The sequence below is a fragment of the Tranquillimonas alkanivorans genome (assembly GCF_900115595.1).
Lineage (GTDB): Bacteria > Pseudomonadota > Alphaproteobacteria > Rhodobacterales > Rhodobacteraceae > Tranquillimonas > Tranquillimonas alkanivorans.
In genome coordinates this window covers 169,267-183,894 of sequence record NZ_FOXA01000001.1, presented here as the reverse complement: position 1 = coordinate 183,894, position 14,628 = coordinate 169,267, and the positions used below count along the sequence as shown (strand labels likewise).

Here is a 14,628-nt window from a genome sequence, read left to right as displayed (position 1 = left end):
GGCGGTGCACAGGTAGAAGCTAACTGACCGACAAAGGGGATGACACCTAGATGGCCAGCAACAATGGCGGACCCTGGGGCGGCGGCCCGCGCAGCGGCGGTGGAGGCGGCGGCGATCGCCGTCCACCCGGCGGCGGCGGACGACGGCCCGGCGACAACGGTTCGCAGGTTCCCGACATAGACGAAATCGTGAAGAAGGGGCAGGAGCAGCTGCGCGTTCTGATGGGCGGCCGCGGCAACCGCCCGCCATCGGGCGGCGGCTCCGGCGGTGGCGGTCCGCGCTTTTCGCGCGGAACCGTGGGCATCGCGGCGCTGGTCGCCGTGGGCATCTGGGCCTTCGCCAGCTTCTATACCGTGCGGCCTGAAGAGCAGTCGGTCGAACTGCTCCTGGGCGAGTATGCCTCGACCGGGGGACCGGGCCTGAACTTTGCGCCTTGGCCGCTGGTCACGTACGAGGTCGTGCCGGTCACGACCGAGCGGACGGAAGAGCTGGGCGTGGGCCGCGGCTCGGAAGCCGACGACGGGCTGATGCTGACCACCGACGAGAACATCGTCGACATCGACTTCGAGGTGGTTTGGAACATCGCCGATCCGGCGGCCTTTATCTTCAACCTGCGCGACCCACAGCAGACGATCCGCGCCGTGGCAGAATCCGCCATGCGCGAAGTCGTGGCCCAGTCGGAGCTCGCACCGATCCTCAACCGGGACCGGGACGTGATCGCCGCGCGGGTGCAGGAGCTGATCCAGCAGACGCTGAACAGCTACGACGCCGGCGTGAACGTCGTGCGCCTCAACCTCGACAAGGCCGACCCCCCGCAGGAGGTCATCGACAGCTTCCGCGAGGTCCAGGCCGCCGAGCAGGAGCGCGACCGCCTTCAGCGCACCGCCGACGCCTATGCCAACCGTGTGCTTGCCGGCGCCCGGGGTGAGGCGGCCGAGGTGCTGGAAGAGGCCGAGGCCTACCGCGCCCGCGTCATCAACGAGGCGCAGGGTGAGGCCAGCCGCTTCTCGGCGGTTCTGACCGAGTACCAGAAGGCGCCGCAGGTGACGCGGAAACGCCTGTATCTCGAAACCATGGAGGAAGTGCTGGGCCGCGTGGACAAGATCATCCTCGACGACGCCACGACCGGCGGCAACGGCGGTCAGGGCGTGGTGCCCTATCTGCCCCTCAACGAACTGCGCCGGAATTCGGGCTCCGCGGCTCCGGCCGGAGGTGACAACTGATGCGCAAGACGACGATCATCATTCCCGTTCTCGTCCTCGCGCTGGTCGCGCTGATGTCGGCGATCTTCATCGTGGACGAGCGTGAAAAGGCGCTGGTGCTCCAGTTCGGTCAGATCAAGCAGGTCAAGCCCGAGCCTGGCCTCGGCTTCAAGGTGCCGATCATCCAGGAGGTCGTGCGCTATGACGACCGTATCCTGTCGCTCGACACGCAGCCGATCGAGGTGACGCCGTCGGATGACCGCCGGCTCGTCGTCGACGCCTTCGCGCGCTACCGTATTTCAGACGTCGTCCGCTTCCGCGAGGCGGTGGGTGTCGGGGGGCTGCGCGCCGCCGAGGATCGGCTGGCCGCCATCCTGACCGCGCAGACCCGTGCTGTCCTGGGTTCGGACGGCGTAACGTCGAATACCATCCTGTCGGCGGACCGGGCGCAACTGATGGAGCGGATCCGCGACGAGGCGCGCGTGCGCGCCCAGGCGCTGGGTCTCGAGGTCATCGACGTGCGGCTCAAGCAGACGGCGCTGCCGCAGCAGAACCTTGCGGCGACCTTCGCGCGGATGGAAGCCGAGCGTGAACGCGAGGCCGCCGACGAAATCGCGCGAGGCGAGGAAGCCGCGCAGCGGGTTCGCGCGCTCGCCGACCGTACGGTGGTCGAGCTGGTCTCCGAGGCGCAGCGCGAGGCCGAGATCGTGCGAGGCGAGGCCGATGCGCAGCGGAACTCCATCTTCGCCGACGCCTTCGGCGCGGACGAGGAGTTCTTCGAGTTCTACCGGTCGCTCACCGCCTACCAGCGCTCGCTTCAGGGCGAGAACTCGACGCTCGTGCTTTCGCCGGATAGCGAGTTCTTCAACTACCTGAACTCCGATCAGCCGGACGGTCCGGTGACGCCCGCGGCCCCGGCCGTTCAGGTCGACCCCGAGGACGTGCTGCCAGAGGACGACACGGGCGCCGACGCGGGCGAGGTGATCGAGCTCGAGCCGGTCGAGCCGAGCGAGGATGCCGCCGGTGCCAATGGCGTGCTCGCCGACGAGGCCGAGACGGTGGCCGAGAACGAGGACGCGGTCACCGAATGATCGCAACGCTCATTCTGGCCGTGGGGCTGGTGCTATGCGTGGAGGGGCTGGTGTTCGCACTGGCCCCTTCGCGTCTGGAAGAGGCGCTGGACGCCCTGCGAAACATGCCGCCGGACACCCGCCGGATGATCGGCCTCGGCGCGCTGGCTCTAGGCGTCCTGCTCGTCTGGATGGCCCGGAGCATGGGCGTGTGAAAAAGCCACGCCGCGCTCTGCGGCGCGCGTGCAACAGTCGTCCCGGAGGAGGGGTTCCCCGCATCACGCCGACTTGACAGCGTGAGACCGCGCTTTGTGTTGCGGGTTCCTGCTCCTATCTACAGTTTGTTGCCACGCGGACGGGCCACCGGCCCGCCCGTCAGTGAGTTTCAAGTCAACCGACACCAAAGGAGATCGGAGTGAATTCTCAGCCCGTATCCCTCGTACCCGCCGCCCGCGTGTGGCGTTCGGCGTGGGTGCTCATCGTGGGCATGGCTCTGGTCATGGCGCAGGCGATCGCCGCGCAGGCTCAGGACATGCCGAAAAGCTTCGCCGATCTGGCCGAACGGATCAGCCCCTCGGTGGTAAACATCACCACCTCGACCACCGTCGCGTCGCGCAGCGGCCCGGCCCCGACCGTTCCCGAGGGTTCGCCCTTCGAGGACTTCTTCCGTGACTTCATGGACCGCAACGGCGAGGGCATGCCCGAGCCGCGCCGCCCGCGCCGCAGCCAGGCACTCGGCTCCGGCTTCGTGATCTCCGAGGACGGCTTCGTCGTCACCAACAACCACGTCATCGAGGGCGCAGACGAGATCACGGTCGAGTTCTTCTCGGGCGAGGAGCTCGATGCCGAAGTCGTCGGCACCGATCCCTCCACCGACATCGCGCTGCTCAAGGTTGAATCCGAAGACCCGCTTCCGGCCGTTCCGTTCGGCGACAGTGACGCGTCGCGTGTCGGCGACTGGGTCATCGCCATGGGCAACCCGCTGGGGCAGGGCTTCTCGGTCTCGGCCGGCATCGTCTCGGCCCGTGGTCGCGCGCTCTCGGGCAGCTACGACGACTTCATCCAGACCGACGCCGCCATCAACCGCGGTAACTCGGGCGGCCCGCTGTTCAACATGGACGGCGAAGTCATCGGCGTGAACACCGCGATCCTGTCGCCCAACGGCGGTTCGATCGGCATCGGCTTCGCCATGGCGTCGAATGTCGTGACCAACGTCGTGGACCAGCTCCAGGAGTTCGGCGAGACCCGCCGCGGCTGGCTGGGCGTCCGCATCCAGGACGTGAGCGACGACATCGCTGAAAGCATCGGCCTTGAAGAGGCGCGCGGCGCGCTCGTCACCGACGTGCCCGAAGGCCCCGCGGCCGAGGCCGGCATGGAGTCGGGCGACGTCATCCTGTCCTTCGACGGCACCGAGGTCGAGGACACCCGCGAACTCGTCCGCCAGGTTGGCGAGACGCAGGTCGGCAAGACCGTCCGCGTCACCGTCTTCCGCGACGGCGAGACCGAGACCCTGCGCGTAACGCTGGGCCGCCGCGAAGAGGCGCAGGACGCCATCCCCGCTTCGGCGCCCGCCGACGACCCTATCGAGATGGAGACGCTGGGCGTCACCGTCTCGGGCCTGACCGACGAACTGCGCGAGCAGCTCGCGCTGCCGGAAGGCTCCGAGGGCCTGGTCGTCACCGACGTGGCCGAGGACTCCGAGGCCTACGAAAAGGACCTGCGCGCCGGTGACCTGATCACCGAGGCCGGGCAGGAGAAGGTGACCTCGCCGGCCGAACTGGAAGAGCGGATTGCCGACGCGCGCGACGCCGGGCGCAAGTCTATCCTGCTTCTCGTCCGCCGCAACAACGAGCCGCGCTTCGTGGCCCTGCCGCTGGACGAGCAAGAGTAAGAGTAGTCGATCTCCGGCTGGTGAGAGGGGCGTCCCGACGGGGCGCCCCTTTTACGTTCGAGGCGGTGGTGAGTCCGGGGGGGCGCCACGGTATCCCGGCCCGGATGAGCCGGAAGCTGTGCGTATCGTACGGTCGAGGGGACGAGCTGCGCCCTCACACTGTACCGACCGGGTCGCTCCGCCTGCCGGCCGGGCGGGCGCTTTCGCGCCCACGAGGGGGCGATTTCTGCCATCCTGCCGTGAAAGGGCGCTTGGTCTGTCGGCAGCAGGCCCGCTTACTCCTGCCCCAGGGCCTCCGCGCGGTCGTAGGCGACCAGCCCCAGCCGTTTCGCCGCGGCGATGCTGAGCACGCTGCTGTCGAGGCCCGTCTCGCGCTGGAACGCCCGCACGGCGCGCGCCGTTGCCGCGTCGGCGGTGCCCGTCGCCGGGCCGTCGAAGTGGCCGCGCACCGCCAGCGCCCGCTGCAGCGCCGCCACGAAATCCGGAGTCATCGCGTCGGGGCAGGGGGTGCGGAACCACAGGTCCTGCCGCTCGCGCACGATCCGCTCGCGCCGCACCACGCGATAGGCGGTCGCCGCCTGGGGCCGCACCGCGGCGACGGGCATCCGCTCGGTCACCGTCTCGATCACCGCGGGCCGCACGTCGCGCCCGTAGCAGGCATCGGGGTCGGCGCCCGCGGGAATGTCGGCGCCGGTTGCGTCCACGGCGGGTTCGTCGAACCGGCCGACCGCGGGCGCGGACGGGGCGCAGGCCGCAAGGACGAGGCACGCCGCGGCGAGGGCGGTCTGGGATTGGATCATTCTGCTCGGGCCTCTTCGCGGGCGGATGCGCAGAGGATACAGCGTCCGGCCGGCGCTGGAAAGCGTCAGGGCCCGTCCCCGGAACGCAGCGGCTCGTGGCGCAGCAGGTCGTCGAGCATCCAGCCGATATCCTCTATCACCTCGGCCACGACATGAAGCACGCCCGATTCACGCTGGAGCCGCCCCGTCACCCGCAGACAGCGCCCGGCGATCACCGCGCGGCGATACCGTTCGTAGAGCTTGCGCCAGACGATGACGTTGCAGATGCCGGTCTCGTCCTCGAGCGTGATGAAGATCACGCCGTTCGCGGTGCCCGGCCGCTGGCGCACCAGCACCAGCCCGGCCACGGTCACCCGCGCGCCGTGCGGCGGCTCGTCGAGCCGGGCGTGCGGAATGCAGGCCGGCGGGCGCGGCCATCCGGCGGGGGGCGAGGCGAAGTCGGACATTGGAACGAATGTAGAACATATCGCGCCGTCCGCCAAGGGCCCGGGGCGGGGCTGGCGAAGCGGCCCGGCGCCGACTAGGTAACGCACGACACAACGAAGGGGACGCTGCCAAGATGGCGAAGATCACGTATATCGAGCATGACGGCACCGAGCACACGGTCGACGTGGCCAACGGCCTGACGGTGATGGAAGGCGCACGCGACAACGGCATTCCGGGGATCGAGGCCGATTGCGGCGGCGCCTGCGCCTGTTCGACCTGCCATGTCTATGTTCATCCCGACTGGGTCGAGAAGCTGCCCGCGATGGACCCGATGGAGGAGGACATGCTGGACTTCGCCTTCGAGCCCGACCCGTCGCGGTCGCGCCTGACGTGTCAGCTGAAGGTGAGCGACGAACTGGACGGGCTGGTCGTTCAGATGCCCGAAAAACAGATTTGACGGCTCGGGCGGCGCTCCTCGCTTGGGCGCTGCCCGCGCTCCTTGCTCCGGCGGCCGCGGCGCAGGACGTCACGGCCGCGCGTTATGCTGACCCGACGGATCGCTATGCGCACGGCGTCCTGGGTGATGATATCGAGCACGGCGCGCTGGTGATGGAGACCGCCGGTGGTCCCGTACGCCTCACGCTGCCCCGCCGCCGCGTGTTCGAGGACACCGCCCCCCGCCTGTCGGACATCGACGGCGACGGCGCGCGCGAGGTCGTCGTGGTGGAAAGCGACGCCGGGCTGGGTGCGAGGCTCGCGATCTACGATCCGAACGGGCTGGTGGCGGCGACGGACTTCATCGGACGTCCCTTCCGCTGGCTCGCCCCGGTCGGCGCGGGCGACCTGGACGGGGACGGCGCGGTGGAGGTCGCCTTCGTCGACCGGCCGCACCTGGCGCGGGTGCTGCGGGTCGTGCGGCTCGATAACGGACGGCTGGAGGAGGTGGCGTCCGCTTCCGGACTGACGAACCACCGGATCGGCGAGCGGGACATCTCGGGCGGCCTGCGCGACTGCGGGGGCGGGCTGGAGATGATCCTGGCGGATGTCGGGTGGGCATCGGTGATGGCGGCGCGGCTGACGGGCGGGGGCCTTGAGGTGCGGCGGCTGGGGCCGCTGGACCGGGCGGACGCGCTCGACCGGGCGCTGGCATGCGGGACCGTCGACTGATTTGCCCCGCTGGCGAGGGACAAGCCTCCGGCGGAGATATCTCAGGACCGAAGATGAGGCGGGTCAGGCGCCGACGCGGGGGCCTTTGCAGTACATCGGCTCGTCGGCCTGGTGCGTCTCGTACAGTTCACGGTCGGGGCTGTCGCCCTGGAACCGGGCGCGCAGGCCGGTCGGACCTTCGAAGAACTGCCAGCACTGGGCGGGGGTGTCGTCCTCGTACTCGAAGCAGATATGGTCCTGTGCCTCGTACCAGGTGCCGTCCTTGCACTCGCCGTCGAGGAACGACCAGCGCACGCGGCGGCCGGGAAAGTATTCCTCGACCCCGTATGGGACGTCACCCGAGCTGAAATAGAGCGTCTTGCCGGTGGTGTAGGCCTCGAACTCCGCGCCGCTCATCGGCGTCTGGGCGGCCGCAGGCGCGGCGAGGCTGAGAAGCAGGGCGAGGGCGCGCAGGATCATGCCGTCACGCTGGCACAGAGGCGCGCGCTTGGCCAGTGCCCGGCGCGTGCGCCGGCGGTTCGCCGCGCCACCGTCGCGCGCGCCGGTCCATGACCCGTCGCCACGCCCGGGGCCAGAGGGCGAGGGCGCCCATCACCGGCAGCGAGCGGGGGAGCATCGGCGCGTCGGCCGGGATCTCCAGCCGGTCGAAGGACTTCGCCGGATGGGCATGGTGGTCGGAGTGGCGCGGCGCGTGCAGCATCATCCGGCTCGACCAGGGCTGGGGCGCGTTCCACGAGTGCCGCGCGCCCACGGGTTCAAGCTTGCCCGGCGCGATTTCCCGCCGCTCCAGCCCGTAGTGCTGTACGTAGTCCGACAGGAGAAGCTGCATCTGCGCGTGAACGCAGAGCGTCACGTACCAGCCCAGCACCGCCGGCCCGAGCGCGGCGGCCGCCGCGAGGCAGAGCGCGGCCCCGCCGAGGTAGCCGGTATAAGGGTGCCGCCACCACGGATAAGGGCCACGACGGCGCAGCATCGCGTCCTCGGCCCGCCATCCCGCAATGAAGGAGCCGCGCCAAGCGCGCGGGGCGAAGCGCCAGAAGCTTTCGCCCAGCCGCGCGGTGTTCGGATCGTGCCGGCTGCCCACCCAGCGGTGATGCACCTTGGGGTGAGCCGAGACGTAATGTCCGAAGAGAAGCGAGACGTAGACCCAGCGCCCCAGCCGTACCAGTCGTCGGTCGCCGCGGTGAATAAGCTCGTGCGCGTTCGAGTTGCTCACCTGCCCGAGCCAGAGGCCGAGGGCGAGGAACACGCCCAGCCGCTCGGCCAGGTTGAGGTCGCCGCTCGCCAGCAGCCAGATGCCGCCGGCCAGAAGCGGAAAGTGCAGCAGGCCGAGCCCGGTCGAAAGGCTGCGCCCGGCCGGAAACTCCGCCTCCGGTTCGGCGGGGGCGAGCCGCACGAGCCGGTCCATGACCGTGATGAAAGCGGTCATCGCCGCCACCGCCGCTACCGTCCAGCCGCCGCCCCACGCCGCCGCGCCCGCGATCAGCGGGACCGGCAGGAGCGTGGCGGCGGGGAACATCCATGTGCGGGCGCGTATTTCCATGCGTCGGGTATAGCGCCTTGCGCCGCGCGGGCGAGGGTCTTGGGTGCCGGCGCGTGACCGGACGCGGCGCGGTGATGCAGCGCCGCCGCGCCTGTCGCGGGCCGCGCAACGTCGCTTTTGGCATGGGCGCGCCCGGCCACGGCCGCTAGTCTGCGGCCGGAAAGGGAGGCGAACCATGGCACTCGACGAGAAAAAGGGCGTCTGGAAATCGGGCCGGGGCAAGGGCCGCCGCACGCCGAAGGGCCGCCAGCTCGACGACCGGGCATGGGAGGAGGTTCGCGCGTTGCTGGGCGACCGCCCGCGCCGCAAGGATTTGCTGATCGAGTACCTGCACCTTCTTCAGGACACGTACGGACATCTCGCCGCCCGCCACCTTCGCGCGCTGGCCGAGGAGCTCCGCCTGCCGATGGCCCATGTCTGGGAGGTCGCCAGCTTCTACGCCCATTTCGACCTGGTGAAGGAGGACGAGACTCCGCCGCCTGCACTGACCGTGCGGGTCTGCGACTCGCTCTCGTGCGAACTGGCGGGGGCGCAGGCGCTGATGCAGGCGCTCGAGGACGGCGTCGACCCGGCGCAGGTCCGCGTTCTGCGCGCGCCCTGCATGGGGCGCTGCGACACCGCGCCCGTCTGTGAACTGGGCCACAACCACGTGGACCACGCGACGCCCGATAAGGTGCAGGCCGCCATCGCCGCCGGCGACACGCATCCTCACGTCCCCGACTACGAAGGGTTCGACGCCTACCGCGCCGCCGGCGGCTATCAGACGCTCGAGCGGCTGCGCGAGAGCGGCGACTGGGAACAGGTGCAGGAGCAGGTCCTCGCCTCCGGCCTGCGCGGCCTTGGCGGGGCGGGCTTCCCGTCGGGCAAGAAGTGGGGCTTCGTCCGCGCCAATCCCGGCCCCCGCTATCTCGCCGTCAACGGCGACGAGGGCGAGCCGGGGACGTTCAAGGACCGTTACTACCTCGAGCGCACGCCGCACCTGTTCCTCGAGGGGATGCTGATCGCAGCCTGGGCGGTCGAGGCCGAGACCTGCTTCATCTACATGCGCGACGAATACCCGGCGGTCCTAGAAATCCTGCGCCGGGAGATCGTCGCGCTCGAGCGCTCCGGGATCGTTCCCGCCGATTACATCGACCTGCGCCGCGGGGCGGGCGCCTATATCTGCGGCGAAGAATCCGCGATGATCGAATCGATCGAGGGCAAGCGCGGCCTGCCGCGCCACCGTCCGCCCTACGTCGCGCAGGTCGGTGTCTTCAGACGCCCGACGCTGGTCCATAACGTCGAGACGCTGCACTGGGTCGCCCGCGTCTGCCGCGAGGGGCCCGAGGTGCTGAACGCGACGCGCAAGAACGGCCGCACCGGCCTGCGCAGCTTTTCGGTGTCGGGCCGGGTGGCGAAACCGGGCGTCTACCTCCTGCCGGCAGGCTCCACCATCCGCGACGTGATCGACGCTGCCGGCGGCATGGCCGAGGGGCACGCGTTCAAGGCCTATCAGCCCGGCGGGCCCAGCTCGGGACTCCTGCCCGCCAGCCTCGACGACGTGCCGCTCGACTTCGACACGCTCCAGCCGCACGGCAGCTTCATCGGCTCGGCGGCGGTCGTGGTCCTGTCGGACAAGGACAGCGCCCGCGCCGCCGCGCTGAACATGCTGCGGTTCTTCGAGGACGAAAGCTGCGGCCAGTGCACTCCCTGCCGGGTGGGCTGCGAGAAGGCGGTGAAGCTGATGCAGGCCGACCACTGGGACCAGCCGCTGCTGGAGGAGCTCTGCACGGCCATGGCCGACGCTTCGATCTGCGGGCTCGGCCAGGCGGCGCCGAACCCGATCCGCCTGACCATGCAGCACTTCGCGGACGAGATCGTCGCTCCGGGCACACCGAACCCCGACGGCTACGGCACCGAACAGGCCATGGAGCGGCGCGAACAGGACGGCTGAGCCTTGGCCACGACGTCGGCCGACCGGCGGTGCCCCGCTCAACGCCGGGCCGGGATCAGTTTCGTCCGGTGCGGCTGCCACAGCCCTCGCCGGCCTGTACCGGCGGGCAGGGGGCCGTGCCGTAAGAACAAAAGACGCAACAGTCGCCCGGCAGCGGCCTGAGAATTTCGCCGCACCCGAGGCACTCGTAGAACCACTGGCAGGCGTCATTGCGCATGGTCACGGACGCGGCATGACCGCAAGCCGGACAGGTGAGGGTGCTCTCGTGAACGATCGAACGATCCGTCATGGCCGCAGCTTACCGCACCGAGCCGTCCCTTGCACACATGGTACTGCGCTCGGCGGATAGGGCGCGGCGCGGCCCTCGACGACCGCACCCCCTTTTCCTTCGCGCCGTCCCGGCATAACTCGGGTAGCGCGAAGGAGACGCCACATGTCGTTTTTCAAGAAACTGCGGGACAGGCTGACGAAATCCTCCTCCAAGCTCGAGGAGGGCCTCGACGCGATCGTGGAGGAGGGCGGAGAGGCCGAGCCGGCCGCCGAACCCGAACCGGAGCGATCCGAACCGGAGCGGCCGGAACCGGCACCCGCACCAGAGCCGACCCCGGAGCCGGAGCCCGAACCCATGCCCGAGCCAGCGGCGGAGCCGAAGCCGGCACCGCCGCCCGCGCCCGACCCGTTCCCGGCGCCGCAGGACCCGCAGCCCGCGCTGCGCCCCGAGGAGGTGCCGCCGCCCGCCGCCCCGGCCGAGCGTCCGTCGACACCGCCCCGCGAAGTCCCGCCCACGCCTGAAACCCCGGCCACGCCGCCCGAGGGGCCGGAGACGCCCGAACGTCCCGGCCTCTTCGGCCGCCTGCTGGGCCGCGGTGCACCGCAGGCCCCGGTGATCCGCCGCACGCTCGACGACGACATGCTCGAGCAGCTCGAGGAACTGCTGATCAGCGCCGACATGGGCGTGGACACGGCGCTGCGCGTCACCGCGAACATGGCCGAGGGCCGCTTCGGCAAGAAGCTCTCGACGCAGGAGATCAAGCAGCTCCTTGCCGACGAGGTCACGCGGATCATGGAGCCGGTCGCCAAGCCCATGCCGCTCTACCCCAACCGCCCGCAGGTGGTGCTGGTGGTGGGCGTCAACGGTTCGGGCAAGACCACGACCATCGGCAAGCTCGCCAGCCAGTTCCGCGCCGCCGGCAAATCGGTGGTGATCGCCGCCTGCGACACCTTCCGCGCCGCCGCCGTCGAGCAGCTTCAGGTCTGGGGCGACCGCGCCGGTGTTCCCGTTCTAACCGCACAGCAGGGCACCGACCCCGCCAGCCTGGCCTTCGACGCCATGACGAAGGCGGAAGCCGAGGGCGCGGACCTGCTGATGATCGACACGGCAGGGCGGCTCCAGAACCGGCAGGACCTGATGGAGGAGCTGGCCAAGATCGTCCGCGTGATCCGCAAGAAGGACCCGAGCGCGCCGCACAACACGCTCCTCGTCCTCGACGCGACCACGGGCCAGAACGCCGTCAACCAAGTCGAGATCTTCGAGAAGCTAGCCGACGTCTCGGGCCTCGTGATGACCAAGCTCGACGGCACGGCCAAGGGCGGCGTCCTGGTGGCACTGGCGGACAAGTTCGGCCTGCCGATCCATGCCATCGGCGTGGGCGAGCAGATCGACGACCTCGCCCCATTCGATCCCGAGGACTTCGCCCGCGCCCTGACGGGCCTCGACGCATGAGCGACGCGGCGGGCCCCGCGCCCGCTCCATCTTTGGTCCGGAAATATCCTCGGGGGGAGCGCCGCAGGCGCGGGGGGCAGACAGCCCCCTTCCTGCCTCGACGCACGCGTACCGCCCCGGCATGAGCGACCTCATCGTCGCCCTCGAGGGCACCGAGACCGGGCGCCACGCAGCGATGCTCCTCGCCCTGCTCGCAGCCTTCCTGCACGCGGTCTTCGGGGCGCTTCAGAAGGGCCGGTTCGACCCTTGGCTCAGCCGCGGCGCGATCGACTTCTGGCTCTTCGTCCTCAGCCTGCCGATGGCGCTGTTCCTGGTGCCCTGGCCCGAAGGTGCCGCGTGGGTGATCCTCGCTGGCGCGCTGGTGATCCACTTCACCTACAAGGTCGGCATGGCGCTGGCCTTTTCGCGCGGGGCCTTCACGGTCGTCTACCCGGTCGTGCGCGGCACGGGCCCGCTTTTCGCGGTGATCGGCGCCTGGCTGATCTTCGGAGAGACGTTCACCTGGGTGCAGTGGCTCGGCGTCGCCGTTCTGCTCGGCGGCATCTTCGGGCTGGCGGTCTACAACCTGATCCACGTCGACGTGGGACGCGAGACGCTGGTGCCCGCGCTCTGGCTCGCCGTGGGCACGGGGGCGCTGGTCGCGCTCTATACGACCTACGACGCGTACGGCATCCGTTACACCCCCGACCCCTTCACTTTCCTCGCCTGGTTCTTCCTCATCACCGCGGTCGACTTTCCCGTCCTCGCCGCGATCCGCTACTTGCGGATGCCCGCGCCGCCGCCGCTGGCGGGCCTCGCCCTGCGCGGCTTCACCGGGGCCCTGGTCGCCTATGGCAGCTTCGGGTCGGTGATGCTGGCAACGCGGCTGGACAAGGTGGGCGAGGCAGCGGTCCTGCGCGAGACCTCGACTGTCTTCGCGGCCTTGATCGGATGGCTGGTACTGGGCGATACGGTGGGCCCACGGCGCATGGCGCTGATGGGCTTGATCGCCGTCGGAGCGATCATAGTTGAATTCGGCGGATGACGGAGAGGCACATGGCGGAACAGAACAACGTCGACCCCAAGCTGAAGGCGGCGCTCGACCTCGGGCCGGTGCTGCTGTTCTTCGCGGGATACCTGCTGTTCCGCGACGGCAGCTACACGATCGGCGGCACAGCCTACAGCGGCTTTGTGCTGGTGACGGCGGCCTTCGTGCCGATCCTCGCGCTCTCGACCTTCCTGCTGTGGCGCCTGACCGGCACGCTTTCGAAGATGCAGGTGGTCACGCTGGTGCTTGTCGTGGTCTTCGGCGGCCTGACGGTCTGGCTGAACGACGAGCGGTTCTTCAAGATGAAGCCGACGCTGATCTACCTGATCTTCGGCGGCCTGCTGGGTATCGGCCTTTTGCGCGGCCAATCCTGGCTTCGGCTGGTGCTCGAGGGGATGATCCCGCTCGACCACGAAGGCTGGATGAAGCTCACGCGCCGGCTGACCGCCTTCTTCCTGGGCCTCGCCTTGCTGAACGAGATCGTGTGGCGCACGATGTCCACTGATGCCTGGGTCACCTTCAAGACTTTCGGCCTGACCGCGGCGGTGTTCCTGTTCTTCATGTCCCAAGGCCGCCTCTTCCGCGACCACGGCACGTCCGACGATTGACGGGCGGCTCCTTGGTCCCTCCGGTCCCGCGGCGCGATGACCGACCGGAGGGAGGGAAGAGCGCGCGTCAGCCGACGTGGAACAGCGTCGTGAAAAGCCGCGGGTCGAGGCTCGCCTGCGAGAAGGTCTCGCCCTCGGTCAGTACGCTGACCGCATCATGGCTGTGCAGGCTTTCCTGGTGCGAGGCCACGACCCGGAAATCGCCGATGCGCGGCTCGTCGTGCAGCGCCTGCGCGAACAGGCGCGCCGCATCCTCGACGAAGATCGGGTTGGCGGCGTTGAGTTCGGCGAAGGCCTGTTCGTCCTCACGCTTGACCATTACCTGCGTCTCGGTCGGCACGGCGGCGCGGCACAGATCCACGAGGTCCTCGAACCACATGCAGTCGGCGTTTCGGTTCAGCTCGACCGACACCCGCGCGACCGAACGCTGCGAGTGCGGCGTCGCCAGCTGCCCGCGCGTCATCCGCGCATGCTCGGACAGCTCCAGCGAGCAGGGGCAGGTCGAGGAATATACGTAGTCGAGGTGCATGACCTTCCGGCGCACACCCGCCGTCTCGACCAGCTCCAGCGCGATGTCGTAGTACTGGTAGCCTTCGAGCCCCGAGCGCAGCGACGGCTTCTTCACGGGAAACGAGAACCGCATCTGGATGCGCGCGTCAAAGCTTTCGAGGTCCGACTTGTAGTCGTCCAGCGCCGCCTCGATCACCTCAAAGCTGAAGGTCCGCTCGGCGTGCCGGTAGAAGGTGCGCATGATGCGCGACATGTTGATGCCCTTCTTCTCGGCCTCCAGGCTGACCGTGCCGGTCACGCTTGTTTCGAGCGTCAGGTCGCCGTTGTCACGGGTGTGGAATTTGATCGGCAGTCGGAAGTTCGAGATCCCCACATGCTGTATCTGCCGCTTCGCGCCCCTGATGAGGGATTGCGGACCGTTTTGCAGGTCGGGCAGCGTCTGCCGGTAAGCCGCATCCGCCTCGAAGCCTTCTGGATAAGTGCGCGAAAGGGCGGGATACGGCGCGGCATCCGCCCCGGGAAGCAGCCGCGCCACCGCCGGGTCCAGCGCTGCAACCTCCTCGGCCGAGGCTTTCGCGGCCCAGTCGCGCAGCACCTTCAGCGCTTGGGCGGCGTCCTCGCGGTCAGTGTCCCGCTCGATCTCCGGCGTGTGTACGTTCATGTCGTCTGGTTCCTGCGTTCCCCTGCGGCAGGGACGATATGTAAGGGTCCCGCCGACCATTTTCCAC

Annotated in this window: 16 protein-coding genes; 10 read left to right on the top strand and 6 right to left on the bottom strand. The window is 69.4% G+C overall.

From position 1 onward, the window contains the following. The first annotated feature begins 50 nt into the window (after window positions 1-50). The 4 genes from hflK to BM162_RS00895 all read left to right on the top strand — a co-directional run bounded on the left by hflK (window position 51) and on the right by BM162_RS00895 (window position 4,163). Window positions 51-1,223, top strand: a complete 1,173-nt coding sequence (gene hflK, locus BM162_RS00910) for an FtsH protease activity modulator HflK (RefSeq protein WP_093416473.1) — start codon at window positions 51-53, stop codon at window positions 1,221-1,223. Further along, window positions 1,223-2,293, top strand: coding sequence for a protease modulator HflC (gene hflC / locus BM162_RS00905; protein ID WP_093416472.1), 1,071 nt, complete (start codon window positions 1,223-1,225; stop codon window positions 2,291-2,293). Before hflK ends, hflC begins: the two co-directional genes overlap by 1 nt. Then, window positions 2,290-2,487, top strand: a complete 198-nt coding sequence (locus BM162_RS00900) for a DUF2065 family protein (RefSeq protein WP_177215000.1) — start codon at window positions 2,290-2,292, stop codon at window positions 2,485-2,487. The genes hflC and BM162_RS00900 overlap by 4 nt, the downstream gene beginning before the upstream one ends. Before the next feature lie 272 nt (window positions 2,488-2,759). Next, complete coding sequence (locus BM162_RS00895; RefSeq protein WP_177215035.1) at window positions 2,760-4,163, top strand: DegQ family serine endoprotease; 1,404 nt, start codon at window positions 2,760-2,762, stop codon at window positions 4,161-4,163. Between the two features lie 275 nt (window positions 4,164-4,438). Here the strand turns inward: BM162_RS00895 and BM162_RS00890 are convergent, their stop codons facing one another. Together BM162_RS00890 and BM162_RS00885 are read right to left on the bottom strand one after the other, a co-directional pair. Next, a complete protein-coding gene (locus BM162_RS00890) occupies window positions 4,439-4,963 on the bottom strand; it encodes a peptidoglycan-binding protein (protein WP_093416467.1) in 525 nt (174 codons plus the stop codon). A 65-nt stretch (window positions 4,964-5,028) separates the two neighbouring features. Further along, window positions 5,029-5,409, bottom strand: coding sequence for an OB-fold nucleic acid binding domain-containing protein (locus BM162_RS00885; protein WP_093416464.1), 381 nt, complete (start codon window positions 5,407-5,409; stop codon window positions 5,029-5,031). A 113-nt stretch (window positions 5,410-5,522) separates the two neighbouring features. On the opposite strand from BM162_RS00885, the gene BM162_RS00880 reads away from it, so the two are divergent. Continuing rightward, window positions 5,523-5,846, top strand: a complete 324-nt coding sequence (locus BM162_RS00880) for a 2Fe-2S iron-sulfur cluster-binding protein (protein WP_093416461.1) — start codon at window positions 5,523-5,525, stop codon at window positions 5,844-5,846. Then, complete coding sequence (locus BM162_RS00875) at window positions 5,843-6,556, top strand: FG-GAP repeat domain-containing protein (protein ID WP_093416459.1); 714 nt, start codon at window positions 5,843-5,845, stop codon at window positions 6,554-6,556. The genes BM162_RS00880 and BM162_RS00875 overlap by 4 nt, the downstream gene beginning before the upstream one ends. A 63-nt stretch (window positions 6,557-6,619) precedes the next feature. On the opposite strand, the gene BM162_RS00870 is transcribed toward BM162_RS00875, so the two are convergent. Both BM162_RS00870 and BM162_RS00865 read right to left on the bottom strand, forming a co-directional pair. Continuing rightward, window positions 6,620-7,015: a hypothetical protein gene (locus tag BM162_RS00870; protein WP_093416456.1), complete on the bottom strand. Its 396-nt coding sequence runs from the start codon at window positions 7,013-7,015 to the stop codon at window positions 6,620-6,622. Between the two features lie 4 nt (window positions 7,016-7,019). After that, window positions 7,020-8,099 carry an alkane 1-monooxygenase gene (locus BM162_RS00865; protein WP_245759137.1) on the bottom strand — a complete coding sequence of 360 codons (1,080 nt, stop codon included), beginning with the start codon at window positions 8,097-8,099 and terminating at the stop codon, window positions 7,020-7,022. Window positions 8,100-8,274: 175 nt separating this feature from the next. Here BM162_RS00865 and BM162_RS00860 point away from each other — a divergent pair, with 175 nt between their 5' ends. After that, window positions 8,275-10,032, top strand: a complete 1,758-nt coding sequence (locus tag BM162_RS00860; protein ID WP_093416454.1) for an NAD(P)H-dependent oxidoreductase subunit E — start codon at window positions 8,275-8,277, stop codon at window positions 10,030-10,032. A gap of 55 nt (window positions 10,033-10,087) precedes the next feature. On the opposite strand, the gene BM162_RS23190 is transcribed toward BM162_RS00860, so the two are convergent. Then, on the bottom strand, window positions 10,088-10,321 hold the full coding sequence (locus BM162_RS23190) for a GDCCVxC domain-containing (seleno)protein (protein ID WP_093416451.1): 234 nt from the start codon (window positions 10,319-10,321) through the stop codon (window positions 10,088-10,090). 144 nt (window positions 10,322-10,465) lie between these two features. Between BM162_RS23190 and ftsY the strand changes: the two genes are divergently transcribed. The 3 genes from ftsY to BM162_RS00840 all read left to right on the top strand — a co-directional run bounded on the left by ftsY (window position 10,466) and on the right by BM162_RS00840 (window position 13,390). Next, entirely contained in the window at window positions 10,466-11,755 is a 1,290-nt protein-coding gene (ftsY, locus tag BM162_RS00850; protein ID WP_093416449.1) for a signal recognition particle-docking protein FtsY, read from the top strand. Between the two features lie 121 nt (window positions 11,756-11,876). After that, window positions 11,877-12,779 (top strand): EamA family transporter, encoded by a 903-nt coding sequence (locus tag BM162_RS00845; RefSeq protein WP_093416446.1) that lies wholly within the window; start codon window positions 11,877-11,879, stop codon window positions 12,777-12,779. 11 nt (window positions 12,780-12,790) lie between these two features. After that, on the top strand, window positions 12,791-13,390 hold the full coding sequence (locus BM162_RS00840) for an inner membrane-spanning protein YciB (protein WP_093416443.1): 600 nt from the start codon (window positions 12,791-12,793) through the stop codon (window positions 13,388-13,390). A 67-nt stretch (window positions 13,391-13,457) separates the two neighbouring features. Here BM162_RS00840 and folE2 read toward each other — a convergent pair whose 3' ends face one another. Further along, window positions 13,458-14,561, bottom strand: a complete 1,104-nt coding sequence (folE2, locus tag BM162_RS00835) for a GTP cyclohydrolase FolE2 (protein WP_093416441.1) — start codon at window positions 14,559-14,561, stop codon at window positions 13,458-13,460. Between the last annotated feature and the right edge of the window lie 67 nt (window positions 14,562-14,628).

What these genes read in the sequence shown, in the direction of transcription:
- hflK (WP_093416473.1), top strand. Translation starts at nt 51, where the DNA reads ATGGCCAGCAACAATGGCGGACCCTGGGGCGGCGGCCCGCGCAGCGGC.
- hflC (WP_093416472.1), top strand. Translation starts at nt 1,223, where the DNA reads ATGCGCAAGACGACGATCATCATTCCCGTTCTCGTCCTCGCGCTGGTC.
- BM162_RS00900 (WP_177215000.1), top strand. Translation starts at nt 2,290, where the DNA reads ATGATCGCAACGCTCATTCTGGCCGTGGGGCTGGTGCTATGCGTGGAG.
- BM162_RS00895 (WP_177215035.1), top strand. Translation starts at nt 2,760, where the DNA reads ATGGCTCTGGTCATGGCGCAGGCGATCGCCGCGCAGGCTCAGGACATG.
- BM162_RS00890 (WP_093416467.1), bottom strand. Translation starts at nt 4,963, where the DNA reads ATGATCCAATCCCAGACCGCCCTCGCCGCGGCGTGCCTCGTCCTTGCG.
- BM162_RS00885 (WP_093416464.1), bottom strand. Translation starts at nt 5,409, where the DNA reads ATGTCCGACTTCGCCTCGCCCCCCGCCGGATGGCCGCGCCCGCCGGCC.
- BM162_RS00880 (WP_093416461.1), top strand. Translation starts at nt 5,523, where the DNA reads ATGGCGAAGATCACGTATATCGAGCATGACGGCACCGAGCACACGGTC.
- BM162_RS00870 (WP_093416456.1), bottom strand. Translation starts at nt 7,015, where the DNA reads ATGATCCTGCGCGCCCTCGCCCTGCTTCTCAGCCTCGCCGCGCCTGCG.
- BM162_RS00865 (WP_245759137.1), bottom strand. Translation starts at nt 8,099, where the DNA reads ATGGAAATACGCGCCCGCACATGGATGTTCCCCGCCGCCACGCTCCTG.
- BM162_RS00860 (WP_093416454.1), top strand. Translation starts at nt 8,275, where the DNA reads ATGGCACTCGACGAGAAAAAGGGCGTCTGGAAATCGGGCCGGGGCAAG.
- BM162_RS23190 (WP_093416451.1), bottom strand. Translation starts at nt 10,321, where the DNA reads ATGACGGATCGTTCGATCGTTCACGAGAGCACCCTCACCTGTCCGGCT.
- ftsY (WP_093416449.1), top strand. Translation starts at nt 10,466, where the DNA reads ATGTCGTTTTTCAAGAAACTGCGGGACAGGCTGACGAAATCCTCCTCC.
- BM162_RS00845 (WP_093416446.1), top strand. Translation starts at nt 11,877, where the DNA reads ATGAGCGACCTCATCGTCGCCCTCGAGGGCACCGAGACCGGGCGCCAC.
- BM162_RS00840 (WP_093416443.1), top strand. Translation starts at nt 12,791, where the DNA reads ATGGCGGAACAGAACAACGTCGACCCCAAGCTGAAGGCGGCGCTCGAC.
- folE2 (WP_093416441.1), bottom strand. Translation starts at nt 14,561, where the DNA reads ATGAACGTACACACGCCGGAGATCGAGCGGGACACTGACCGCGAGGAC.